Origin of the sequence: Arenimonas composti TR7-09 = DSM 18010 (genome assembly GCF_000426365.1) — a bacterium.
GTDB classification, from domain to species: Bacteria; Pseudomonadota; Gammaproteobacteria; order Xanthomonadales; family Xanthomonadaceae; genus Arenimonas; species Arenimonas composti.
Genome location: NZ_AUFF01000003.1, coordinates 328,676 through 351,603, shown reverse-complemented (window position 1 = coordinate 351,603; position 22,928 = coordinate 328,676). Strand labels below are relative to the sequence as shown.

The window sequence follows — 22,928 nt, the reverse complement described above, 5'->3', positions numbered from 1 at the left end:
CGATAATCCGGCGATGAACGACCCCATCCCGCTGCTGATCGACACCGACCCCGGCGTCGACGACGCCCTGGCCCTGCTGATGGCCTTCGCAGACCGCCGGCACCGCCTGCTCGGCCTGACCATCGCCGCCGGCAACGTCGGCCTCGACCACACGGTCGCGAACGCGCTGAAGCTCTGCGAGGTCGCCGGCGTCGACGTGCCCGTCCATCCCGGCTGCCCGGTGCCGCTGGTGCACCCGGCCGCCGACGCTGCCTACGTGCATGGCCGCGACGGCTTCGGCGATACCGGCTACGCGCCGGCCGCGCGCGCCGCCGCCGACGAGCACGCGGCGCTGGCGATCGTCCGCCACGCCCGCGAGCACGCGGGCCGGCTGGTGCTGGTGACCCTCGGACCGCTGACCAATGTCGCGCTGGCCCTGCGCCTGGACCCGGAACTGCCGCAGCGGATCGCCCGCCTGGTGGTGATGGGCGGGGCGGTGACCGGGCAGGGCAATACCTCGATCCCGGCCGAATTCAACATCGGCTTCGATCCCGAGGCCGCCGAGGTCGTCTTCCGCGCCTTCCCGCAGTTCGAGCTGGCGGACTGGGAGGCCGTCGTGCGGCATCCCCTGCCACGCGGGAGCCTCGAGGCCTGGCTGCAGGCCGACGATGCCCGCGCCCGTTTCTACGAGGGGATTTCCCGGCACACGCGGCAATGGTCGATGGCCCGGGACCCGCACGGTTTCCACAGCGCCGATGCGCTGGCGATGGCGGTGGCGCTGCAGCCCGAAGGCGTTCGCCGGGCCGAAACCCGCCACTTGGCGGTCGAACTCGAGGGCCGGCTGTCACGCGGCGCCACCGTGGTCGACTGGCAGCGCCGGAGCGGCCGGCCGGAGAACGCCCGGATCGTGCTGGACTACGACCCGGCGCTGTTCGCGGCGCAGGTGCGCGAGGCCCTCGGCGCCTGAACCGCGGCCTCCCGCGCAGGCCGTGAAGGCCGCGCGGCCGGCGCGGCAGACGGGGTCGCAGCTTGCGGCGGGGTCCGCCGGCCCCCTATAATCCCGCTTCTTTCATTCCAGCACCCGGCGGAGTTCCAAGCCATGAAGGCCGACATCCATCCGAATTACAAAGAAGTCGTCTTCCAGGACCTGTCCTCCGACTTCGCGTTCCTGACCCGTTCGACCCTCTCCAGCAAGGAGACGGTCAAGTGGGAGGACGGCAACGAATACCCGCTGATCAAGGTCGACATCACGTCCGCCTCACACCCGTTCTACACCGGCAAGCAGAAGGTGCTCGACACCGGCGGCCGCGTCGACCGCTTCCGCAAGCGCTACGCCAAGTAATCCGCGCCGCCCCGCGAGGGGCCGGTTCGCCGCGAAGGCCGCCTCCGGGCGGCCTTCGTCGTTCCGGGCCGCGACGCGGCGTTCCGTAACCGGTTTCGCGAAACCGGGTTCCGGTCGGTGTCGGCGCCGCGGGGCTGTGCGATACTTCGCCGAATGGTGGCCGGCGCTTCCGCGTGGTTGCCGAAGAACCATCGCGAACGCCTTCGCCGGGAGTTTCCGCGGCGCGGCTTCGCCTTCGAGACAGGAGTCTTCCCGTGACCGACCTCAAGAGCGTCGCGCTCGCCGCTGGCGGCAAGAATGTCGAGCTTCCCGTGCACACCGGCACGCTCGGCGCCCCGTGCATCGACATCGGCAAGCTGCCGAAGGAAACCGGGCTCTTCACCTACGACCCGGGCTTCGTCGCCACCGCCAGCTGCCGCAGCGCGGTGACCTACATCGACGGCGACGAGGGCGTGCTGCTGTACCGCGGCTACCCGATCGAGCAGCTCGCCAAGCAGTCGAGCTTCCTCGAGGTCAGCTACCTGCTGATGAACGGCGAGCTGCCGACCAAGGACGAGTTCGCGAAGTTCGAGCACGAAGTCACCCACCACACGATGATGCACGAGGCCTTCAAGGCCTTCCTCGGCGGCTTCCGCCACGACGCGCATCCGATGGCGATGCTCTGCGGCATGATCGGCTCGCTCGCGGCCTTCTACCACGACGGTCTCGACCTCGAGGATCCGGAGCAGCGCCGCCTGGCCGCGATTCGCCTGATCGCCAAGGTGCCGACGATCGCCGCCGCCTGCTACCGCTACTCGATCGGCTGGCCGGTGCGCTATCCGCGCAACAACCTCGAGTACGTCGAGCGCTTCCTGCACATGATGTTCGAGGTGCCGAGCGGCCCGCTCGAGCTCAAGCCGGTCGCGGCCAGGGCGCTGGACCTGCTGTTCATCCTGCACGCCGACCATGAGCAGAACGCCTCGACCTCGACGGTGCGTCTGGTCGGTTCCACCGGCGCCAATCCGTATGCCTGCGTCGCCGCCGGCGTCGCCGCGCTCTGGGGCCCGGCCCACGGCGGTGCCAACGAGGCGGTGCTGAAGATGCTCGCCGAAATCGGCCGCCCGGAAGACGTCGCCAAGGCCGTCGACCGCGCCAAGGACAAGAACTCGGGCTTCCGCCTGATGGGCTTCGGCCACCGCGTCTACAAGAACTTCGATCCGCGCGCGACGATCATCCGCGAGATGTGCCACAAGGTGCTGGCCGAACTCGGTGTCGACGATCCGATGCTCGAGGTCGCGATGCGGCTCGAGGAGGCGGCGCTGAAGGACGACTACTTCATCCAGCGCAAGCTCTACCCGAACGTCGACTTCTACAGCGGCATCATCTACAAGGCGCTCGGCATCCCGACCGAGATGTTCACGGTGATGTTCGCGATCGCGCGCACCGCCGGCTGGGTCTCGCACTGGCTGGAGCAGCAGAACGATCCGGAAGCCAAGATCGGCCGTCCGCGGCAGATCTACACCGGCGCCGACCGGCGCGACTACGTGCCGGCCGACAAGCGCTGAGTCACGGCACGCCGCGCTTTGCAGACGCCCCGCTCCGGCGGGGCGTCGTCGTTTCCGGGTCGTGGAATGCGCGTCCTGGCGGCGCTCAACCCGCCGCGTCGAGCAGCCGCCGCAGGGCGGCGATGCCGGCGCGTTCCAGCGGGCGGTCTTCGAGCGGATCCCAGGGCGCCTGCCGCGCCGCCGACAGCGGCAGTTGCAGCAGCTCGAAATCGACGCCGCCGGCACTGAACCGCCAGGCGGGCACGTCGATGCGCTGACGGCGGTCCAGGCGCACCGCTGCCTGCGACTGCCGCGCCGGCACGTCACGCTCGAGCAGCGCATGCGTCACCGCGTCCGGGTCGTCGGCGTGCAGGTGCAGGGTGACCGGTGTGCGCGCATCGGCGCTGCCGTCGAGGACGGGGCCGGCCAGACGCGGATCCAGGTGGGCGAAGTGCTGCATCGCCGCCAGCGCGGCCTCGCGCTGCGCGCGCAGGCGGCCACCATCGGCGGGAGCGAACAGCTGCCGGTAGGCGAGCACCGCAGCGCGGATCTCGTCGCCGCCGGGCAGGGCGGCCTCGTCGCGGACACCGAGGCGTTCGGCGACCTTGCGGCGCGCCCGCGCCGGGTCGCTCTCGGCGCCCTCGGCCAGCAGCCGGGCCACCTCGTCGGCGATCCTGGCGCGCTGGCGCCGGATCGCAGGCTCGTCGCGTCGGGCCATGCGCCCTCCCGGTCAGAAGATGTCGAACGCTTCCTCTTCGCTCAACGCCGGGTCCAATTCGAAGCCACTGCTCGTGACGCGCTCGTAGTCTTCGGTCTTGAAGAACTCGGTCATGCCGCCGGGCGTGCCTTCCGGAACCAGCCGACCGGTGGCCGGGCTGATGGTCGCGGTGATCACGCCGGTCGGCGGCGTCTGGTCGGCTTCCGGGACGCCGGCGAGCGCCTCGCGCATGTAGCTGATCCAGATCGGCAGCGCGGCGCGGCCGCCGTACTCACGGCTGCCGAGCGTCTTGAAGTCGTCCTTGCCGACCCAGACGGTCGTCACCAGGTCGCCGCCGAAGCCTGAGAACCAGGCATCGCGGTGTTCGTTCGTCGAACCGGTCTTGCCGCCGAGGTCTTCGCGCTCGAGCACGCGCGCGGCGGTCGCGGTGCCGCGGCGGACGACGTCGCGCATCAGCGAGCGCATCAGGAAGGCGGTGCGCTCGTCGATCGCGCGCGGGGCGAGGTTCACCGGGCCGTCGACCACCGGCGCGGGAGCGGCTTCGCTGTCCTCGCTGCCGGCGGCGACCGGTGGTGCCGGCGTGCTCGCCGGGCCGAAGTCGAAGCCGTCGACCACCGTGGTCTCCCGCCGCTCGCCGGCGAGGCGGCCCGGGCAGGCGGCGCAGGCGCGGGCCGGATTCGTCCGCGACAGCTCGACGCCGTTGCGGTCCACCACGCGCTCGACGAACCACGGCTCGACCAGGTAGCCGCCGTTGGCGAACACCGAATAACCGCGGGCGATCGACAGCGGCGTCAGCGACGCGGTGCCCAGCGACATCGACAGGTTCGGCGGCAGGCTCTCCTGGGTGAAGCCGAAGTTGGTGATGTAGCGCACCGCGAAATCGACGCCGATCGCGTCGAGCAGGCGCACCGACACCAGGTTGCGCGACTGCACCAGCGCCTCGCGCAGGCGCATCGGCCCGGCGAAATTGCCGGCGTCGTTCTGCGGCCGCCAGACGTTGCCGGCGCGGTCGCGGAACACCACCGGCGCATCGAGCACGATGCTGGCCGGCGAGAAACCGCGCTCGAACGCGGCCGCGTACAGGAACGGCTTGAAGCTCGAGCCCGGCTGGCGCTGCGCCTGGGTCGCGCGGTTGAACTTGTTGAGGCCGAAGCTGAAGCCGCCGACGAGGGCGCGGATCGCCCCGTCCTCGGGCTGCAGCGACACCAGGGTCGCCTGCGCGGCGGGAATCTGTGCGACCACGTACTCCGGCGGCGGCGGCGTTTCCGGCGGCGCGGCACCCGGCTTCGGCGCTGCCGGCGGCAGCGTCGCGACCCGCACGACGTCGCCGCGGGTCAGCAGCTGGCGCGGGTTCTTGCCGGTCCAGCGCGTCGCCTTGGCGTCGAGCAGTACCGGTTCCCCCGCCGCCAGCACCACGCGCGCGGCCTCGCCTTCGAAGCCGGACACGACGCCGGCCGGCAGGCCGCCGAGGGCCGGGTAGGCCCTCAGCTGCTCGCGCAGGGCGGCGTCGTCGGCATCCGCCGCCAGCTCCAGGTGCGCCTCGGCGCCGCGCCAGCCGTGCCGGCGGTCGTAATCGAGCAGGCCCTGCATCACCGCGGCGGCGGCGGCGGCCTGGTGGGTGCTGTCCACGGTGGTGTAGACGCGCAGGCCGCTGGTCGTGGCTTCGGCGCCGTAGCGGCGCTCCATCTCGGCGCGGACCATCTCGGCGACATAGGGCGCTTCCGCCTCGATGCGCGGCTCGTGCGGGCTGGCATGCATCGGCGCCGCGGTCGCGGCGCGCGCCTCGGCCTCGGAGATCATGCCGAGCTCGAGCATGCGCTCGATCGTGTAGTCGCGGCGGACCTGCGCGCGCCCAGGGTTGATGATCGGGTTGCCGGTCGACGGGAACTTCGGAATCGAGGCCAGCGTCGCGGCTTCGTCGAGGCTCAGCTGGTCGAGGGTCTTGCCGTAGTAGTAGTCGGCGGCGGCGGCGATGCCGTAGGCGCGGTTGCCGAAGAAACTCTTGTTCAGGTAGAGCTCGAGGATCTCGTCCTTCGTCAGCTCGTTCTCCATCTTCAGCGCCAGGAAGATCTCGCGGACCTTGCGCGTGTACGAGTACTCCGGGCTCAGGAAGAACTGGCGCGCGACCTGCTGGGTGATCGTGCTGCCGCCGGGCACGCGCTGGTCGTCGGTGGTCGCCAGCAGCCACACGGCGCGGCTGATGCCGCGCCAGTCGATGCCGGGATGCTCGTAGAAGTTGGCGTCCTCGATCGCGATGAAGGCGTTCTTGACGTGCTCCGGCACTTGCTCGATCTCGACCGGGAAGCGCCGGGTCTCGCCGATCAGCGCCATCAGCTTGCCGTCGCGGGTGTAGATGCTCAGGGGTACCTGCAACTGCACGTTGCGCAGTTCGCGGACGTCCGGCAGCTGGGGTGCGATCAGCCAGTAGAGGACCCCGATGGCCAGGATGCCCAGCACCGCCAGGCCCAGGAACAGGTACAGAGCCCGGCGGAGCAGGCGCAGCAAACGGGCCATCCAGGGCCTCTCCCGTGGTTTACATCGATATGGAGCAGGGAGTATAGAACGGGGCGTGACTTCTGGCCGCGGGGACGGCCGGATCGGGGAAACGAATTCGTCTAACAGGCAACCCGCCGGGCCGGCGGGCAGGGGTCCACGAGCATCCGGGGCAGGGGGGCATTGCCATTCGGGAAAATTTCGTTATTTAATGTAACGGCGCACCATTCGTGTGTAAGCGCCCGTCGGAAGGGGAGAAACCGTGGGTCTTTTCGGAAATGCCAAGACACCGCTGGTCGGCGTGGACATCAGTTCCACCGCCGTCAAGCTGCTGCAACTCACCGAAACCGGCGGCCGCTACCGCGTCGAGCATTACGCGGTGGAGCCGTTGCCGCCCAATGCCGTGGTCGAGAAGAACATCGTCGAGGTCGAGGCGGTGGGCGAGGCCATCAAGCGGGCGGTGGCCAAATCGGGCACCAAGGCCAGGCACGCCGCGGCCGCGGTCTCCGGGTCGTCGGTGATCACCAAGGTGATCCCGATCCAGGGCGACCTGGACGAGGACGCCCTGGAGGACCAGGTCCAGCTCGAGGCCTCGAACTACATCCCGTTCCCGATCGAGGAAGTCAGCATCGACTTCGAGGTGCTCGGCCCCGTGCCGAACAACCCGGAGATGAACCAGGTGCTGCTGGCCGCGTCGCGGACCGAGAACGTCGAGCTGCGCCAGTCGGCGCTGGAACTCGGCAGCCTCACCGCGAAGGTGATCGACGTCGAGGCGTTCGCGATGGAGAACGCCTTCAAGCTGGTCGCCGACCAGCTGTCGGTGCCCAAGGACGCGATCGTCGCGCTGGTCGACATCGGCGCGACCATGACCACCCTCAACGTCCTTCGCGGGCAGCGCAGCATCTACACCCGCGAGCAGGTCTTCGGCGGCAAGCAGCTCACCGACGAGGTGATGCGCCGCTACGGCCTGAGCTACGACGAGGCCGGCCTGGCCAAGCGTCAGGGTGGCCTGCCGGAAAGCTACGAGGTCGAGGTGCTCGAGCCGTTCAAGGAAGCGCTGGTCCAGCAGGTGTCGCGCCTGCTGCAGTTCTTCTACGCCGGCAGCGACTACAACCGCGTCGACCAGGTCGTCCTGGCCGGCGGCTGCGCCTCGATCGCCGGCATCGGCAATCTGGTCGAGGAGCAGCTCGGTGTCCCGACCGTCATCGCAAACCCGCTCGCCAACATGGCGCTCGGCCCCCGCGTCCAGGCGCATGCCCTGGCGCAGGACGCCCCGGCGCTGATGATCGCCTGCGGCCTGGCCCTGAGGAGCTTCGACTGATGGCCAGAATCAACCTACTCCCCTGGCGTGCCGAGCGGCGCAAGCAGCGCCAGCAGGAATTCGTCAGCATGCTCGCCGTTTCCGGCTTCGCCGGCCTCGTGATCAGCGCGATGATCTGGCTCTACCACGACGGCCAGATCACCGGCCAGGAAGAGCGCAACCAGTACCTGGTGCAGGAGATCGCCGCGGTCCAGAAGCAGATCGACGAGATCGCGCTGCTGGACAAGAAGCGCGCCGACCTGATCGCCCGCAAGGAAGTGATCGAGAAGCTGCAGGCCAGCCGCTCGCAGATGGTGCACCTGTTCGACGAACTGGTCCGCACGATCCCCGAGGGCGTGCGCCTGAGCTCGATCAAGCAGAACGGCGACACGCTGACCCTCGAGGGCAGCGCCCAGTCCAACGCCCGCGTCAGCTCCTACATGCGCAATCTCGAGGCCTCGGGCTGGATGACGAATCCGGATCTGACGATCATCGAGGCGAAGGGCAGCGACCGCGGTCTGCCGAACGTGTTCACGCTCAGCGTCAAGCTGCGTGATCCGAGCGCGCCCGAAGCCGATTCGGTCGAAGCGGCTGCCGCCGCGCCTGCCGCCGCGGGAGGTGTCCAGTGAGCAGCAAGAAGTCCATGAAGGACGTCAACCTCGACTTCAACAACGCCGGCAACTGGCCGATCCAGTACAAGATGGCCGCCTGCGTCGCGCTGATGGCGGTGATCATCGCCGCCACCTGGTATTTCCTGGTGACCGACCAGCGCGTGATCATCGAGCAGAAGGAAGCCGAGGAACGGGCGCTGCGGGCCGACTTCCAGGAGAAGCAGGGCCGCGCCGCGAACCTCGAGCCCCTGAAGCAGCAGCTCGCGCAGATGGAAGTGATGCTGCAGCAGATGCTGCGCCAGCTGCCGAGCAAGAACGAGATGCCCGACCTGATCGTCGACGTCTCGCAGACGGCTCTCGCCAGCGGCATCAACAACGAGCTGTTCCAGCCCGGCCCGGAAAACCGTCTGCAGTACTACGCCGAGAAGCCGATCTCGCTGCGCATGGTGGGCACCTACCACCAGTTCGGCGCGTTCGTCAGCGGTGTGGCCTCGCTGCCCCGCGTCGTCATCATGACGATGCACGACATCTCGCTGACGCCGCGTGGCAATGGCGACAACACCCTCGTCCTGGCGGGTACGGTCAAGACCTACCGCTATCTCGACGAGGATGAACAGGCCGGCGCGGCCCCTGCGACGACCGGAGGTGCGCAGTGATCCCGAACACGCCGAAGAAGGCACTGATGGCCGTGGCGGTGGTCGCGGCCACCCTGGCGCTCACCGGCTGCAAGCGTGACAGCCGTGACCTGCGCGAGTGGGTCGCCGAAGTGAAGGCGCAGCCCGCGCCGCCGCTGGACCCGCTGCCGGTGATGAGGAATTTCGAGACGTTCGAGTACAACGCACAGACCCTGCGCGATCCGTTCGCCCAGCCGCTCCCCGATGAACAGGGCAGCGGACTGCGGCCCGACCCGGACCGGCGCAAGGAAGTGCTCGAGGCATTCCCGCTCGACAGTCTCGACATGGTCGGCACCATCGGTGCCGGTCAGGATGTGATCGGTCTCGTCATGGGCCCCGACAGGGTGACCTACCGGGTCCGGCCGGGCAATTACATGGGGCTCAGCGACGGTCGAGTCACCGGCGTCTACGAAGACCGCATCGAAATGGTGGAACTCGTACCTGATGGGGCGGGTGGCTGGCTTGAGCGTCAAGCCAAGATCGCCCTTGAAGACAATTGATTGGGGGAATGCACGATGACCGCTAACAAGACGATCGGCCAGGGGAAGGGCGGCAAGCGGACCTGGTGGCTGGCTGCAGGGACGTTCGCCGCCGGCATGGCGATGTCGCTGTCGGCCATGGCAGCCAACGTCCTCCAGGATGTCCGCTACGAGTCCGCACCGGGCGGCAAGGTGGACATCACCTTGCAGTTCGCCGAGCCCGTGGGCGAGGTCCAGGCCTTCACCACCGATACTCCGCCGCGCATCGCGGTGGACATCCCGGACACCACCAGCGCGCTGCAGCAGCGTCGGGTCGTGATCGGCAGCGGCGCCACCTCGGCGGTCTCCGCGGTCGAAGCCGCGGGCCGCACGCGTGTCGTCGTCGACCTCTTCCGGCCCGCCGGCTACACCGCGCGCAGCGACGGCAACCGGCTGATCCTGACGGTGGATGCCGGCGCGGTTTCCGCGGCGCCGACCGCCGGCAGCAATGTGCTGGCCGATTCCTCCGATCCGACAAAGCGCGTTCCGGCCACGCTGGAAGTCGCCAACATCGACTTCCGCCGCGGTGAAAACGGTGCGGGCCGCATCATCATGCGCTTCTCGGGCGACGGCGCCGCCGCCGACATGCGCAACGAAGGCGACCAGGTCGTCATCGACGTCGCCAACGCGGCGATTCCGGAAAACCTGCGCCGCCAGCTCGACGTGACGGACTTCGCCACCCCCGTGGTCAGCCTCGACCCGCGCGCCAATGCCGGCGCTACCCGCCTGGTGGTCAACACCAGCGGTGCCTACGAGTCGATGGCCTACCAGACCGGCAACGAGTACGTGGTCGAGATCGCGCCGAAGCGTGGCACGGTCATCGCCGCCGCCGGTGATGCCCGCGCCGCTGGTGCGATCGACAACCTCGACCGTCCGGAGACCTACACGGGCCGTCCGGTGACGTTCAACTTCCAGGACGTGCCGGTGCGCACGGTCCTGCAGCTGATCGCCGAGGAGTCGAACCTCAACGTCGTCGCTTCCGACACCGTCTCCGGCAACGTCACCCTGCGTCTGGTGAACGTGCCCTGGGACCAGGCCCTCGAGATCGTCCTGCGCGCCAAGCAGCTCGACAAGCGCCGTGACGGCAACGTCGTGTGGGTCGCGCCGCAGGCCGAGATCGCGGATTACGAGAAGGCCCGCGCCGATGCCCGCATGGCGCTCGAGGAGCGTGAGCCGCTGATCACCGAGTACATTCCGATCAACTACGGCAACGCCGAGGACATCGCCAAGCTGCTGACCGAAAACAGCAAGAACAGCGGCAGCGGTGGTTCGGCCGCGGCCGGTGGCAGCGGCGCGGTGGCCCTGCGTGGCTTCCTGTCGGCGCGCGGCAACGTCAGCTTCGACAGCCGCACCAACACGCTTCTGCTGATCGACACCCAGCGCAAGATCGACGAGATCCGCGCGCTGCTGGCGACCCTCGACCGCCCGGTCGACCAGGTCCTGATCGAGGCCCGCATCGTGGTCGCGACGGAAACCTTCGCCCGCGAGCTCGGCGTCCGCTTCGGCGTCTCCGACCGCAACGGCATCGACCAGGGCGACCCGGGCACGACGACCGATTCCGGCTTCGACGTGGCGCTGCCGATCACCTCGCCGGCCGGCCTGTTCAACCTGAGCATCCTGCGTAGCGACGTGCGCATGGATCTCGAGCTGCAGGCCCTGGAAGAGGAAGGCCGCGGTGAAGTCGTGTCGAACCCGCGCGTCATCACCGCCAACCAGCGCGAAGCGGTCATCCGCCAGGGTGACGAGGTCGGCTACCTGACGATCCAGCCGGCGACCACCCCGGGCGGTGTCGCCCAGGCCACGGTCGAGTTCAAGGAAGTCCTGCTGGAGCTCAAGGTCACCCCGACGATCACCCAGGACGGCCGCGTCTACCTGAACCTGATGGTGAAGAAGGACGAGGTCAGCGACCTGATCGCCAACCCGGCCGGTGGCTTCGTGCCGCAGATCGCCCGCCGCGAGGTGAGCACCGCCGTGCTGATCGACAACGGCCAGACGGTCGTGGTCGGCGGCGTCTACGAGTTCGAGAACCGCGAGGACATCCGCAAGGTTCCGTTCCTCGGCGACGTGCCGGTGCTGGGCAACCTGTTCCGCAGCCGCGGCCGTTCGGTCAACAAGGCCGAGCTGCTGATCTTCGTGACCCCGCGCATCCTGACGGTCGCGCATCGTCCGAACTGAGCGGCAACGTTGAAGTGAACCAGGGACAGGGCCGCGCAAGCGGCCCTGTTCCGTTGTGGCGGGCCGCAGCAGCGAGGAACAGGAGGAAGCGATGTCGGGATTGCGGACCAGGATCGAAGCCGGGCAAATCCTCTTCCGCCAGGGCGAGATTCCCGATAGCGCATTCCTGATCGAGTCCGGCGAGGTCGAAGTCCGTGTCCGCCAGGGCGACACCGAAGTGGTGCTCAGCATCCTCGGCGAGGGCGACCTCGTCGGCGAAATGGCGGTGATCGACGATTCGTACCGGACCGCCACCGCGACGGCGATCACCGACTGCGTGCTCTACCGGGTCGATCGCCGGCAGATCGGCGAGCGCCTCGTCGCCGCCGACCCGATCATTCGCGCCCTGCTCGAAGGCCAGCTCAAGCGCTATCGCGGCGCGCTCGCCGCGCTGCAGGGCCAGAGCCTGCCGGACACGAGCACCCCGTCCGAACAGCTCGGCATCGACAAGATCCGGCTGGAAACCCAGCTGCGCGAGGCGCTCGCGGGCCATGCGCTCGAGCTGAGCTACCAGCCGATCCTCGACATCCCCGCCGACCGCATCGCCGGCTACGAGGCGCTGGTGCGCTGGCAGCATCCGGAGCGTGGCCCGGTCTCACCGGCCGAGTTCGTCGCGCTCGCCGAGGAGACCTCGCTGATCGTGCCGATCGGCGAGTACGTGATCGACGTCGCCTGCGCCGCCGTCTCGCGCTTCGCGCGGGCCGGCGTCGACCCGGTGCCGTTCGTGGCGGTGAACGTGTCCGCGCGCCAGCTCGTGCATCCGGGACTGGTCGAACGCATCCTCGCGCGCGTCCATCACGCCGGCCTGCCGGCGGGCAGCCTGAAGCTGGAGATCACCGAAAGCCGCGCGCTCGACATCGAGCTCGTCGCGCGCGTCATCGAACTGTGCCAGCGCCACGGCATCCGCGTCGCGCTGGACGACTTCGGCACCGGCTACTCGCATTTCGGCCAGCTGCACCGGCTGCACTTCGACACCGTGAAGCTCGATCGCTCGTTCGCGCACGCGATGCTCGCCGATCCGCGCGCGATGGCGATCATCGAACATCTGGCCGAGCTCGGAAGGGCGCTGCGAACCGACATCGTCGTCGAAGGCGTGGAAACGGGCGAACAGCTCGCCGAGCTGCGCCGGATCGGCTGCCGCTACGCGCAGGGCTATCTGATCGGCCGGCCGCGCGCGCTCGGCGAGTGGCTGGCGTCGGCCTGAGCCGGGCGCCCGTGTTCTAATCCGTGGTGGGCCTGCGCGGCCCGGAAGCGATCGGGCGTCCGCCGCGATCCACGACTGCGGCCGAGGGAGCCTGATGAGCACGACGAAGACGATGCCCCTGCACTGGAAGATCGCGATCGGCTTCGTGGTGGGCCTGATCGCCGGCCTGGCGGTCCACTACGGCATCGGGCCCGAGGTCGACGGGGTGCGCAAGCTGATCGCCTGGGCGACGCAGCCGTTCTCGACCCTGTTCCTCAACCTGATCTTCATGCTGATCGTGCCGCTGCTGTTCTCGGCGCTCGTGGTCGGCGTGTCGGAAATGGGCGACGTCGCCTCGCTGGGGCGGATCGGCTGGCGCACGCTGGCCTGCACGGTCTTGTTCTCGGGCATCGCGGTGCTGATCGGCCTGGTGCTGGTGGGCGTATTCAAGCCCGGCGCCGGCGTCGATCCCGCGCTCGCACAGCAGCTGCTGGCCGAGCAGGGCGACCGCGCCGCGGCGATCGTCGACGACAGCCGCAGCCAGGCCAGCGGCATGGCCATGCTGCTGTCGATCGTGCCCACGAACGTGATCAAGGCCGCGTCCGACAACGGCACGATCCTGTCGCTGATGTTCTTCTCGCTGATGTTCGGCGTCGGCATCGTGCTCAGCGCCGACAAGCCCGCGGTGGCGACGCTGAAGCGCGGCATCGAAGGCCTGTTCGAAGTCTCGATGACCCTGATCGGACTGGTGATCCGCCTGGCCCCGCTGGCGGTGTTCTGCTTCATGTTCAATCTTGCCGTGCTGTTCGGCTGGGACCTGCTCGTGCGGCTGGCGTCCTACGTCGCGGTGGTGGTCGGGGCGCTGGCGATCCACCTGTTCGTCGTCTACCCGCTGGCGATCAAGGCGCTCGGCCGCTACTCGCCGGCGCGGTTCTTCCGCGGCGTGCAGGGCCCGATGCTGGTGGCCTTCAGCACCGCCTCCAGCAACGCGACGCTGCCCGCCGCCCTACGGGTCGCCGACACGCGGCTGGGCCTGCCGTCGCACGTGTCCCGCTTCGTGCTGACCATCGGCGCGACCGCGAACCAGAACGGCACCGCGTTGTTCGAGGGCGTCACGGTGATCTTCCTGGCGCAGTTCTTCGGCGTCGATCTCAGCCTGGGCGACCAGGTCCTGGTGATGCTGGTCTGCATCCTCGGCGGCATCGGCACCGCCGGCGTGCCGTCCGGTTCGCTGCCGGTGGTGGCGCTGATCTGCGCGATGGTCGGGGTGCCGCCGCACGGCATCGGCCTGATCCTCGGCGTGAACCACTTCCTCGACATGTGCCGCACCACGGTGAACGTCACCGGCGACCTGGCGATCGCGACGATCGTCTCGCGCGGCGAGGCACATCGGGCTGAGCCGAGTTCGTAGTTCGTACGAGGTACGAGATAGGGAGGCGGCCGGAAGGTAGCCGGAGCCCGCTGTCACTACCTCGTACCTCGTACGTACTACGAACCACGCAAGGCGGCCTGGCGCAAGACAGGCCGCCGGAGGGATGGGACAATACCGGCCCCCGCCGGCTGCCCGATCCCAGACATGACGACCCCGACCCGTCGCGACCTCGCGAACGCCATCCGTTTCCTCGCCATGGACGCCGTCGAGGCGGCCAAGTCCGGCCACCCGGGCATGCCGATGGGCATGGCCGACATCGCCGAGGTGCTCTGGAACGACTTCCTGAGCCACAACCCGGGCAATCCGCACTGGTTCAACCGCGACCGTTTCGTGTTGTCGAACGGCCACGGTTCGATGCTGATCTACGCGCTGCTGCACCTGAGCGGCTACGACCTGCCGATCGAGCAGCTCAAGCGCTTCCGCCAGCTGCATTCGAAAACCGCCGGCCACCCCGAGTACGGCCACACCCCCGGCGTCGAGACCACCACCGGGCCGCTCGGCCAGGGCTTCGCGAATGCGGTCGGCATGGCGCTGGCGGAGAAGATCCTGGCGCAGCGCTTCAACCGCCCGGGTTTCGACGTCGTCGACCACAACACGTGGGTGTTCATGGGCGACGGCTGCCTGATGGAAGGCATTTCGCACGAAGTCGCCTCGCTGGCCGGCACCTGGGGCCTCGGCAAGCTGATCGCCTTCTGGGACGACAACCGCATCTCGATCGACGGCGATACCGCCGGCTGGTTCACCGACGACACCGCCGCCCGCTTCGAGGCCTACGGCTGGCAGGTCATCCGCAAGGTCGACGGCCATGACCCGCAGGAACTGCTGCAGGCGATCCGCACCGCCAAGGCCGAGACCGGCAAGCCGACCCTGATCTGCTGCCGCACCGTGATCGGCTACGGCGCCCCGACCAAGTGCGGCAAGGAAAGCTGCCACGGCGCCCCGCTGGGCAAGGACGAGATCGCCGCGACCCGCGAGGCGATGGGCTGGCCGCACGAGGCTTTCACGATTCCGGCCGCAGTCGCCACCGGCTGGGACGCCCGCACCGCGGGTGCGGAACGCGAACGCCGCTGGAACGCCCTGTTCGACAACTATGCCGGCGCCCACCCGGAAGCCGCCGCCGAGCTGCGCCGCCGCATCGCCGGCGAGCTGCCGGCGAACTTCGCCGAAGCGGCGCAGGCCTATGCCGCGAAACTGCAGCAGGACGGCCCGGTGGTCGCCTCGCGCAAGGCTTCGCAGATGGCGCTCGAGGCCTTCGGCCCGCTGCTGCCGGAACTGATCGGCGGCTCCGCCGACCTCGCGCATTCCAACCTCACGCTGTGGAAGGGCAGCAGGTCCGTCACCAGCGACGACGCAGCCGCGAATTACGTGCACTACGGCGTGCGCGAGTTCGGCATGAGCGCGATCAGCAACGGCATCGCGCTGCACGGCGGCTTCATTCCCTACGACGCCACCTTCCTGGTGTTCTCCGACTACGCGCGCAATGCGCTGCGCATGTCGGCGCTGATCCCGACCCGCGCGATCCACGTGTTCACCCACGATTCGATCGGTCTCGGCGAGGACGGCCCGACCCACCAGCCGGTGGAGCACCTGGCCTCGCTGCGCTACATCCCGAACAACGACGTCTGGCGTCCCTGCGACGCGGTCGAGTCGGCGGTCAGCTGGCAGGCGGCGATCGAGCGCCGCGGCGGTCCGAGCTGCCTGGTCTTCAGCCGGCAGAACCTCGCCCACCAGCCGCGCAGCGATGAACAGCTCGCCGACATCGCCCGCGGCGGCTACGTGCTCTCGGATCCCGCGGACGCGAGCTTCGACCTGATCCTGCTGGCCACCGGCTCGGAGGTGGAACTGGCGATGGAGGCGATGCGCCGCCTGGCCGGCGAGGGCATCAAGGCCCGCGTCGTGTCGATGCCGAGCACCGACGTGTTCGACCGCCAGCCGCTCGAATGGCGCGAGGGCGTGCTGCCGTCGTGGTGCCGCAAGCGTGTCGCGGTGGAAGCCGGCGTCACCGATTACTGGCGCAAGTACGTCGGTCTCGACGGCGCGGTGATCGGCATCGATACCTTCGGTGCTTCGGCGCCGGCCGACCAGCTGTACAAACACTTCGGCATCACCGTCGAGGCCGTGGTCGACGCGGCGAAGTCGCTGCGCTGACTCAGCGCCGCGGGCGGTCGTCGATCCGCTCGCCGGCGAGGGCCCAGCGCAGCAGGCGGGCCTCGATCCGCTCGCCGACGCTGGAAGGCCGGTCCAGGCCCATGCGTGCCAGCGCCTCGGCGTCGTCCGGCGTGGGGGCGAACAGGGCCGCTGCGATGGCCCGCAGGCGCCCGCGCCTGGTCGCGGTGCGCGCGCGCAGCCGGGCCAGCGCACGCGCCAGCCGCTGCTCGACCTCGGTGAAGTCGCTGCCCATCGGGTAGTCGGGCAGCACGCCACTGCGACGGAACCGACGCAGTCGCGCCGCCAGCGCTTCCGGCTGGTTGTCTCCGGCGACGTTCGCGTGCGCGGGCGCGAGCTTCCCGGCCGCCACGGCCTGCTTCGCCAGCGCCGGCTGGTGCGCGGCATCGGTGATCGCCAGCATCGCGCGCACGCAGTCCTCGTCGCTGCGACCGCGCAGGTCGGCGATGCCGTATTCGCTGATCACCAGGTCGCGCAGGTGGCGCGGAATGGTGGTGTGGCCGTAATTCCAGCGGATGTTGCCGTCGCCGCGGCCGCGGGTCGCGCGCAGCATCAGCACCGAACGTGCGTCGTGCAGGGCATGCGCCATCGCCACGAAGTTGTACTGGCCGCCGACGCCGGAAACGACGCGACCATCGTCCAGCGCATCCGACACCGCCGCGCCGAGCGCGGTCATCATCATGCAGGTGTTGAAGAAGCGCGCATCGCGGCGCTGCTCGCGTTCCAGCGCCTCGTTGTTGCCGTACAGCTCGTTGATGTGGGACACGCGGGTCATGCCGATGCCGCGCGCCTGTTCCGGCGGCAGTTCGCGCAGCCAGCGGTACAGGTCCTTCGAGCCCAGGTAGAAGGCGCCGTCGAGCCAGCGGCCTTCGGCCTCGCGCAGGGCCAGGTCGTCCGGCGTCGGCGTGCCGCGGTTGAGGCGCGCCATCGCATCGACGTCGTCGACGACGCGGCGCACCAGCACGCCGGCCTCGGCCAGCCGACGGAAGCCGTCGTTGACCATCTCGCTGGCGCCGTACAGGCCCGACGTGAACGGCGACGTGCCGCCGACGGCGCATACCAGCGGCGACTGCGCCAGCCCGGGCGCCAGCGCCTCGAGCACCGCCAGGTAGTCCGCGTTGCGGGTGTGCCGCAGCACCAGCGCGTGGCAGAGCGCGTCCGACAGCGAGCCGATGCCGATCTGCAGCGTGCCGCCGTCGCGTACCAGCGTGCTGGCGTACAGGCCGATCGCGTAGTCGGCGTCGTTCACCGGCTCGCGCGGCAGCGCGAACAGCTGCGGCGCCGGGCCGGGCAGCTCGAGCACGATGTCGAAGAAGTCCGCGTCGACCGCGCAGGGGCCGTCCAGCCAGGGCAGTTGCGGGTCCACTTCCGCGACCAGCAGCGGCCGCGGCTTGCCCAGGCGCGTGAGCTCGTCGAGCAGGTCGAAGCTCAGGTCCGGATTGCAGCTCAGGCTCAGGCGGCTGCCGCCGGGTTCGCGCGCGACCTTCTGCACGAGGGCATTCGCGCCGCGTTCGGCCACCGCGCGGGCGACGTGGGTGTAGTTCAGGCTCACGTACTGCCGCTGCGCCTGGTCCGAGCGCAGCATCGCCCCGGACTGCAGGTAGAACTCCTCGACGCGGATGTTCTCCGGCAGGCGGCCGGCGCGCATCGCCAGCGCGTAGTCCAGCACCGGGAAGTCGGCGCCGAAGTGGCGTTCCAGGAACGGGCGCAGGAACCGCGCCTGCAGGCCGCTGCCGGCGGAAGGCGGGGTCAGCGACAGCGCGGTCAGCAGCTGCAGCGAACGCTCGGGCTCCGCGGCGATGCGGCGGGTGATCGCGTTGAGCAGCCGATGCGGCTTGCCCAGGCCCAGCGGCGCCGCCAGCACCAGATGCGGGCCGGCGTGTGCGAGCAGCCGGTCGACGGTGGTGTCGAGCGAATCGAGGTGGAGCGGCGCGGCCATCATCCGGAAAGTCGGCCGGCCGGCGGCGTCAGCGCGCCGGTGCCAGCGCTTCTTCCAGCAGCGCGGCGAGTCGCGCGGCGGCCTGGCGCAGGCGCTCTTCGGCCAGCGGGCGGTGACGATCGAGGTAGTCGTCGCGCAGCACGCGGCCGCGCGGGGGGTCGTTCGGCGGCCACGGATACACCGCGTGCTCGACGATCAGCCGGCACGACTCCACCGACCACGCGCGCGCGGCGTCGGGCATCGGCGCCAGCGGCGCGATGACCGGCGTCGGGCCACGCAGCAGCGTTTCGGCATAGGCATCGCGGCCGAGGCCGGCACTGGCCAGCAGGTGGTAATCCCAGACCCGGTGCAGGTTGGAACCCTCGACACCATCGCGGGCGGTGCGCGTGCGCAGCTGCAGCTGGAAATTGTTGCCGCCGCGGTCGTCGCCGTAGCCGGCGTGCATCGGCTGGTGGGCGTCGCCGACGAAATGCACGACGAACTTCAGCGCCTGTGCACGCTCGGCGTCGGAACGGCTGCGGTCGGCGAGGATCGCCTGCTGCGCGGCGATCGCATCGGCGACGCAGTTGCCGGACGGGCACACGGTCTCCGGCACGAAGGCGCAATCGGCATCGCGGGCGAAATTGACGTAGTGCCAACGCTCGCTGAGCTTGCCGAGTTCGTTGCCGTGTTCGCGGTTCTCGGCACGCAGTTCGTCGGCCCACGCGGCGATCGCGGCGAGCGTCGGCTCGGGCTGGCCGTCGGCGGTCAGCAGGCGGGTGACTTCGGCGGCGGCCTCGTCGGACAGCTGGCGCTGCGCCAGTTCACCGACGAGCTGGTGGCCTTCGCGGCTCCAGGCCTGGGACGTTGCCGGCAGCAGCGCCGCCAGCAGCAGGGAAAGACAGGCGATGCGGGTCTTCATGGCCGCCGATTCTACGCCGGCGGCCATGAAGCCCGAAGTCGGCTACGGAACGCCGGGGCTCAGAACGCCCAGACGAAGGACACGCCGTAGACCATCGGATCGATCGTGACGCTGCCGACGTCGGCGCCGTTCACGGACACGTCGGTGTGGATGTCGATCCAGCGCGCGTCGACGCGCACCCACTTGTCCTCACCCACCGCGAAGTCCAGGCCGGCGTGCGCCGCCAGGCCGAACGAGGCGTCGAGCTCGAGTTCGGCGCCGTTGAGCGGGCCGCGGGTGTCCTCGTCGAAGAACACCGTGTAGTTCAGGCCGAGGCCGATGAAGGGCCGCACCTTCTCGCCGTCGAAGTGGTACTGCAGGCTGACGGTCGGCGGCAGGTGCTTCGTGGCGCCGGCGAGGGCGCCGTTGAGGCGGATGTCGTGCTCGAACGGCGTCGCAGCCAGGATTTCCAGGCCCCAGTTGCGGCTGAACCAGTACTCGGCGGTGACTGTCGGGCGCCAGTCGTCGCCGACGTCGGCGGCGAGGGCGCCACCGGCCAGGCTGCCGTTGCCGGACTTCGGCGCGACCAGGCCGGCACCGACCGAGAAGGTCCAGTCGCCGGCGTCCTGGGCGTGGGCGGGGGCCGCGAAAGCCAGCGCGGCGGCGCAGGCGAGCGGGGCGAGGAGCTTGGAAACGTGCATCGGAACTCTCCGTTGGGGATGGGACGGAGAAATTTTCCGGGGCCGCCCCTGGGCTCCGCCTTGAGGCAGGTCAAATCCGCCCGATGCTGCGGCGAGCCCCCGGGGGTTGCTAAAATCCGGGGTTTCCAACCCTCCCGCCCGGTTCGCGGCGGTTCCCCAGGAGACGTCATGTCCATCAAGGTCGCCATCAACGGTTACGGCCGCATCGGTCGCAACATCCTGCGCGCGCTCTACGAGAGCGGTCGCACCAACGAGATCCGGATCGTCGCGATCAACGACCTGGGCGATGCGCAGACCAATGCCCACCTGACCCGCTTCGACACCGCGCACGGCCGCTTCAACGCCGAAGTCGTCGTCGACGGCGATCACATGGTGGTCAACGGCGACCGCATCCGCGTCTGCGCCGAACGCGACCCGGCCAAGCTGCCCTGGGGCGAGCTGCGCGTCGACGTCGTGTTCGAGTGCACCGGCCTGTTCACCTCGAAGGCCAAGGCCGGCGCGCACCTCACCGCCGGTGCGAAGAAGGTCGTGATCTCGGCCCCGGGCGAGAAGGACGTCGACAACACCGTCGTCTTCGGCGTCAACCACGACACCCTGAAGGCCTCCGACACCGTCATCTCCAACGCCTCCTGCACCACCAACTGCCTGGCGCCGCTGGCCAAGGTGCTGCACGAGAAGATCGGGATCGTGCACGGCCTGATGACGACCATCCACGCCTACACCAACGACCAGGTGCTGACCGACGTCTTCCACAAGGACCTGCGCCGCGCCCGCTCGGCGACGATGTCGCAGATCCCGACCAAGACCGGCGCCGCCGCCGCGGTCGGCCTGGTGCTGCCGGAACTCAACGGCAAGCTGACCGGCTTCTCGATGCGCGTGCCGACGATCAACGTCTCGGTCGTCGACCTGTCGTTCGTCGCCCAGCGCGAGACCAGCAAGGAAGAGATCGACGCCATCGTGCGCGAAGCCTCCGAGGGCGCGCTGAAGGGCGTGATCGGCTTCAATGACCAGCCGCTGGTCTCGGTCGACTTCAACCACGACCCGCGCAGCTCGGTCTACGACAGCACCCTGACCCAGGTCATGGGCGGCACCCTGGTCAAGGTCTGCTCGTGGTACGACAACGAGTGGGGCTTCTCGAACCGCATGCTGGACACGACGCTGGCGCTGATGGCGGCGAAGTAAGCGGCGGCTTTGGATATGGATGAGAAGGCCCGCGCAAGCGGGCCTTTCTCTTTTCCCCCGATCAAAAGGCAAGTAGTGGATAGGAAACAGGAAGTAGTCGTCGCTGGTGAAAGGTCGCCGGGCAGCGGGAACGACGACTACTTCCTATTTCCTATCCACTACTTGCCTTCTGCCTCCGGCCTTTCGCCTTCCTCCAGCTCACGGCGCATCCTCGCCCACGCCCACGCCCACGCCCGCCCCCGCCGCCGCTCTCCCCAGCCGGTCATGCACGGCCCGCCAGGCCTCGCCGGCCGGCGGCCGCTCGACCAGCAGCATCGCGGCGCCGCGGGCGTCGAGTTCGCGCAGCGCGGCATAGAGGCCGTGCGCATATGCGGCGGGATCGGCGGGCAGGCTCAGGCCTTCGCTGCCGACGGGTAGCGCGTCGAGGGCGAGCACCAGCGCGTCCGCCGTCGCCGGCAACGCCGCCACCAACTCGGCGCGCGGCAGCAGGCGCAGCGGCGTGCGCGGGGCGTAATGGGCGGCGAGGGTGCCGGAGGCGCGTGGGCTGCTCGCCGCCGCGCCGACCGCCACCGGGCCGATCACCGCCTCGACCTGGGCCCGCGAAATCACGCCGGGACGCAGGATGCGCGGGGTGTCCCCGCTGAGGTCGACGATCGTGCTCTCGATGCCGACGGCGCAGTCGCCGCCGTCGAGCACCACCGGCACCGCGTCGCCGAATTCGCTGCGCACGTGCGCGGCGCGGGTCGGGCTGATGCGGCCGAAGCGGTTCGCCGACGGCGCCGCGACGCCGCCGCCGAACGCGCGCAGCAGCCGCTGCGCCAGCGGATGCGCCGGCGCGCGCAGGCCGACGCTGTCCTGGCCACCGGTCACGACATCGGCCACCGTCGCCGCGCGCGCCAGGATCAGGGTCAGCGGCCCGGGCCAGAACGCCGCGGCCAGCGCCCGCGCCGCGTCCGGCACGTGGCACGCCCAGGCATCGATCTGGTCGGCGCCGGCGATGTGCACGATCAGCGGGTGGTCGGCCGGCCGGCCCTTCAGCGCGAAGATGCGCCGCACCGCGTCCGGCTGCGCGGCGTCCGCGGCGAGGCCGTAGACGGTCTCGGTCGGCAGGCCGATCGCCTCGCCGCGGCGCAGCGCCGCGACCGCCGCCGCGATCTCGTCGTCGAGTTCGGGATTCTGCATGCGCGCATGCTACCGGAGCCGCCCCGGCGCTTGCTCAGCGCAATCCGCGCAGGAACCACCAGGCGCCGAAGCCGAGCATCGCCATCGTCACGAGCACGATCAGCCCGCCCCAGAACCAGTACGGCAGCCACAGCGCCGCGGCGATCTGGGCGACGTCGGAAGGCATCGCGCCGTCGCCGGTGTGCGCGGTCGCCATGAACAGGTAGTCGGCCCGCGAGAACGAGGCCAGGCCGAGCTGCATCGCCAGGAACACGCAGATCACCTGGCTCGCCGCCGGTGGCCCGCGCCAGGCCAGCAGCGCCAGCGGCACTCCCAGCGCGATGCAGAAGCCGACCGCGAACGGGTTCGCCGCCCACAGCAGCACCACGAGCAGCAGGCCGGCCGCGCACGCGCCGAGCGCGACATGGGCGCCGCGCGGGTGCCGACTCGACATCAGCAGCATCAGCGCCATCAGCGGCGCCCCGAGCAGGCCGCCGGCGGCGACCGCGGCGCGGTCGGGCGCGCTGAAGTTGCCGTTGGCCAGCGCGACCCCGGAGCCGTCGGCCCACAGCCGCAGCGCCTGGAACTCGCCGCCGACCGCGGCCGCGCTCAGCCCGTGCCCGAGTTCGTGCACCAGCGTCGACAGGATCAGCAGCGGCCACTGCAGCCAGCGCAGGCCCCAGTCCGGCAGCAGCATCGGCAGGAAGTGCAGCAGCAGGGTCAGGGCCAGCGCCCAGGCCAGCGCCAGCTTCGCCGGGCGCAGGTGAAGGGCACGGTCCGGGGCAGCCGGCGCCGGCACCGCGGTAGGCGTGGCGGGCGGCGTGACGGGCGGCGTGACGCGCTCCATGCCGCATCCTGCCACGCCCCGCCGCGTTTGCGGGGCGGCGTCGGCGCGGGGGAAAATGCCGGCCT

The 22,928-nt window shown here is 69.9% G+C and carries 19 protein-coding genes; 12 read left to right on the top strand and 7 right to left on the bottom strand.

Annotation, left to right across the window (positions count from 1 at the left end; translation table 11 throughout):
* Positions 1–13 precede the first annotated feature (13 nt).
* The 3 genes from K311_RS0108420 to K311_RS0108410 all read left to right on the top strand — a co-directional run bounded on the left by K311_RS0108420 (position 14) and on the right by K311_RS0108410 (position 2,865).
* Complete coding sequence (locus K311_RS0108420) at positions 14–946, top strand: nucleoside hydrolase (RefSeq protein WP_026816941.1); 933 nt, start codon at positions 14–16, stop codon at positions 944–946.
* Between the two features lie 132 nt (positions 947–1,078).
* Positions 1,079–1,321: a type B 50S ribosomal protein L31 gene (locus K311_RS0108415; protein WP_026816940.1), complete on the top strand. Its 243-nt coding sequence runs from the start codon at positions 1,079–1,081 to the stop codon at positions 1,319–1,321.
* Positions 1,322–1,575: 254 nt separating this feature from the next.
* Positions 1,576–2,865 (top strand): citrate synthase, encoded by a 1,290-nt coding sequence (locus tag K311_RS0108410; RefSeq protein WP_026816939.1) that lies wholly within the window; start codon positions 1,576–1,578, stop codon positions 2,863–2,865.
* A gap of 85 nt (positions 2,866–2,950) precedes the next feature.
* Here K311_RS0108410 and K311_RS0108405 read toward each other — a convergent pair whose 3' ends face one another.
* Positions 2,951–3,562 (bottom strand): hypothetical protein, encoded by a 612-nt coding sequence (locus K311_RS0108405; protein WP_026816938.1) that lies wholly within the window; start codon positions 3,560–3,562, stop codon positions 2,951–2,953.
* 12 nt (positions 3,563–3,574) lie between these two features.
* A complete protein-coding gene (locus K311_RS0108400; protein ID WP_026816937.1) occupies positions 3,575–6,076 on the bottom strand; it encodes a penicillin-binding protein 1A in 2,502 nt (833 codons plus the stop codon).
* A gap of 241 nt (positions 6,077–6,317) precedes the next feature.
* On the opposite strand from K311_RS0108400, the gene K311_RS0108395 reads away from it, so the two are divergent.
* The 8 genes from K311_RS0108395 (at position 6,318) to tkt (ending at position 16,135) form a co-directional block, all read left to right on the top strand.
* Positions 6,318–7,376: a pilus assembly protein PilM gene (locus K311_RS0108395; protein ID WP_026816936.1), complete on the top strand. Its 1,059-nt coding sequence runs from the start codon at positions 6,318–6,320 to the stop codon at positions 7,374–7,376.
* Positions 7,376–7,984, top strand: coding sequence for a PilN domain-containing protein (locus K311_RS16110; protein ID WP_051239774.1), 609 nt, complete (start codon positions 7,376–7,378; stop codon positions 7,982–7,984). Before K311_RS0108395 ends, K311_RS16110 begins: the two co-directional genes overlap by 1 nt.
* 14 nt (positions 7,985–7,998) lie before the next feature.
* On the top strand, positions 7,999–8,622 hold the full coding sequence (locus K311_RS0108385; RefSeq protein ID WP_051239772.1) for a type IV pilus inner membrane component PilO: 624 nt from the start codon (positions 7,999–8,001) through the stop codon (positions 8,620–8,622).
* A 26-nt stretch (positions 8,623–8,648) separates the two neighbouring features.
* Positions 8,649–9,140: a pilus assembly protein PilP gene (locus K311_RS0108380; RefSeq protein ID WP_026816934.1), complete on the top strand. Its 492-nt coding sequence runs from the start codon at positions 8,649–8,651 to the stop codon at positions 9,138–9,140.
* Between the two features lie 15 nt (positions 9,141–9,155).
* On the top strand, positions 9,156–11,333 hold the full coding sequence (locus tag K311_RS0108375) for a type IV pilus secretin PilQ (RefSeq protein WP_081683361.1): 2,178 nt from the start codon (positions 9,156–9,158) through the stop codon (positions 11,331–11,333).
* A gap of 91 nt (positions 11,334–11,424) precedes the next feature.
* Positions 11,425–12,576 (top strand): EAL domain-containing protein, encoded by a 1,152-nt coding sequence (locus tag K311_RS0108370; RefSeq protein WP_154659496.1) that lies wholly within the window; start codon positions 11,425–11,427, stop codon positions 12,574–12,576.
* A gap of 94 nt (positions 12,577–12,670) precedes the next feature.
* A complete protein-coding gene (locus K311_RS0108365) occupies positions 12,671–13,966 on the top strand; it encodes a dicarboxylate/amino acid:cation symporter (RefSeq protein WP_026816931.1) in 1,296 nt (431 codons plus the stop codon).
* Positions 13,967–14,131: 165 nt separating this feature from the next.
* Complete coding sequence (tkt, locus tag K311_RS0108360; protein WP_026816930.1) at positions 14,132–16,135, top strand: transketolase; 2,004 nt, start codon at positions 14,132–14,134, stop codon at positions 16,133–16,135.
* Position 16,136: 1 nt separating this feature from the next.
* On the opposite strand, the gene K311_RS0108355 is transcribed toward tkt, so the two are convergent.
* From K311_RS0108355 to K311_RS0108345, 3 genes are read right to left on the bottom strand one after another with little or no spacing between them, the layout of a single operon-like run.
* On the bottom strand, positions 16,137–18,092 hold the full coding sequence (locus K311_RS0108355; RefSeq protein WP_026816929.1) for an acetyl-CoA hydrolase/transferase C-terminal domain-containing protein: 1,956 nt from the start codon (positions 18,090–18,092) through the stop codon (positions 16,137–16,139).
* Positions 18,093–18,120: 28 nt separating this feature from the next.
* Positions 18,121–18,993 carry a S1/P1 nuclease gene (locus tag K311_RS0108350; protein WP_043797825.1) on the bottom strand — a complete coding sequence of 291 codons (873 nt, stop codon included), beginning with the start codon at positions 18,991–18,993 and terminating at the stop codon, positions 18,121–18,123.
* Positions 18,994–19,052: 59 nt separating this feature from the next.
* Positions 19,053–19,673 (bottom strand): OmpW/AlkL family protein, encoded by a 621-nt coding sequence (locus K311_RS0108345; protein ID WP_026816927.1) that lies wholly within the window; start codon positions 19,671–19,673, stop codon positions 19,053–19,055.
* Positions 19,674–19,841: 168 nt separating this feature from the next.
* On the opposite strand from K311_RS0108345, the gene gap reads away from it, so the two are divergent.
* Positions 19,842–20,855 (top strand): type I glyceraldehyde-3-phosphate dehydrogenase, encoded by a 1,014-nt coding sequence (gene gap / locus K311_RS0108340; protein ID WP_026816926.1) that lies wholly within the window; start codon positions 19,842–19,844, stop codon positions 20,853–20,855.
* A gap of 198 nt (positions 20,856–21,053) precedes the next feature.
* Here gap and K311_RS0108335 read toward each other — a convergent pair whose 3' ends face one another.
* Both K311_RS0108335 and K311_RS0108330 read right to left on the bottom strand, forming a co-directional pair.
* Positions 21,054–22,037, bottom strand: a complete 984-nt coding sequence (locus tag K311_RS0108335; protein WP_026816925.1) for an L-threonylcarbamoyladenylate synthase — start codon at positions 22,035–22,037, stop codon at positions 21,054–21,056.
* Positions 22,038–22,071: 34 nt separating this feature from the next.
* Positions 22,072–22,863 carry a M50 family metallopeptidase gene (locus K311_RS0108330; RefSeq protein WP_026816924.1) on the bottom strand — a complete coding sequence of 264 codons (792 nt, stop codon included), beginning with the start codon at positions 22,861–22,863 and terminating at the stop codon, positions 22,072–22,074.
* Positions 22,864–22,928 lie beyond the last annotated feature (65 nt).

Bases quoted from the DNA above. Each gene is read 5' to 3' on its own strand.
- K311_RS0108335 (WP_026816925.1), bottom strand. From the start codon at position 22,037: ATGCAGAATCCCGAACTCGACGACGAGATCGCGGCGGCGGTCGCGGCG.
- K311_RS0108330 (WP_026816924.1), bottom strand. From the start codon at position 22,863: ATGGAGCGCGTCACGCCGCCCGTCACGCCGCCCGCCACGCCTACCGCG.
- K311_RS0108345 (WP_026816927.1), bottom strand. From the start codon at position 19,673: ATGCACGTTTCCAAGCTCCTCGCCCCGCTCGCCTGCGCCGCCGCGCTG.
- K311_RS0108380 (WP_026816934.1), top strand. From the start codon at position 8,649: ATGGCCGTGGCGGTGGTCGCGGCCACCCTGGCGCTCACCGGCTGCAAG.
- K311_RS0108415 (WP_026816940.1), top strand. From the start codon at position 1,079: ATGAAGGCCGACATCCATCCGAATTACAAAGAAGTCGTCTTCCAGGAC.
- K311_RS0108400 (WP_026816937.1), bottom strand. From the start codon at position 6,076: ATGGCCCGTTTGCTGCGCCTGCTCCGCCGGGCTCTGTACCTGTTCCTG.
- tkt (WP_026816930.1), top strand. From the start codon at position 14,132: ATGACGACCCCGACCCGTCGCGACCTCGCGAACGCCATCCGTTTCCTC.
- K311_RS0108385 (WP_051239772.1), top strand. From the start codon at position 7,999: ATGAAGGACGTCAACCTCGACTTCAACAACGCCGGCAACTGGCCGATC.
- K311_RS0108370 (WP_154659496.1), top strand. From the start codon at position 11,425: ATGTCGGGATTGCGGACCAGGATCGAAGCCGGGCAAATCCTCTTCCGC.
- K311_RS16110 (WP_051239774.1), top strand. From the start codon at position 7,376: ATGGCCAGAATCAACCTACTCCCCTGGCGTGCCGAGCGGCGCAAGCAG.
- K311_RS0108365 (WP_026816931.1), top strand. From the start codon at position 12,671: ATGAGCACGACGAAGACGATGCCCCTGCACTGGAAGATCGCGATCGGC.
- K311_RS0108355 (WP_026816929.1), bottom strand. From the start codon at position 18,092: ATGGCCGCGCCGCTCCACCTCGATTCGCTCGACACCACCGTCGACCGG.
- K311_RS0108375 (WP_081683361.1), top strand. From the start codon at position 9,156: ATGACCGCTAACAAGACGATCGGCCAGGGGAAGGGCGGCAAGCGGACC.
- gap (WP_026816926.1), top strand. From the start codon at position 19,842: ATGTCCATCAAGGTCGCCATCAACGGTTACGGCCGCATCGGTCGCAAC.
- K311_RS0108350 (WP_043797825.1), bottom strand. From the start codon at position 18,993: ATGAAGACCCGCATCGCCTGTCTTTCCCTGCTGCTGGCGGCGCTGCTG.
- K311_RS0108405 (WP_026816938.1), bottom strand. From the start codon at position 3,562: ATGGCCCGACGCGACGAGCCTGCGATCCGGCGCCAGCGCGCCAGGATC.
- K311_RS0108420 (WP_026816941.1), top strand. From the start codon at position 14: ATGAACGACCCCATCCCGCTGCTGATCGACACCGACCCCGGCGTCGAC.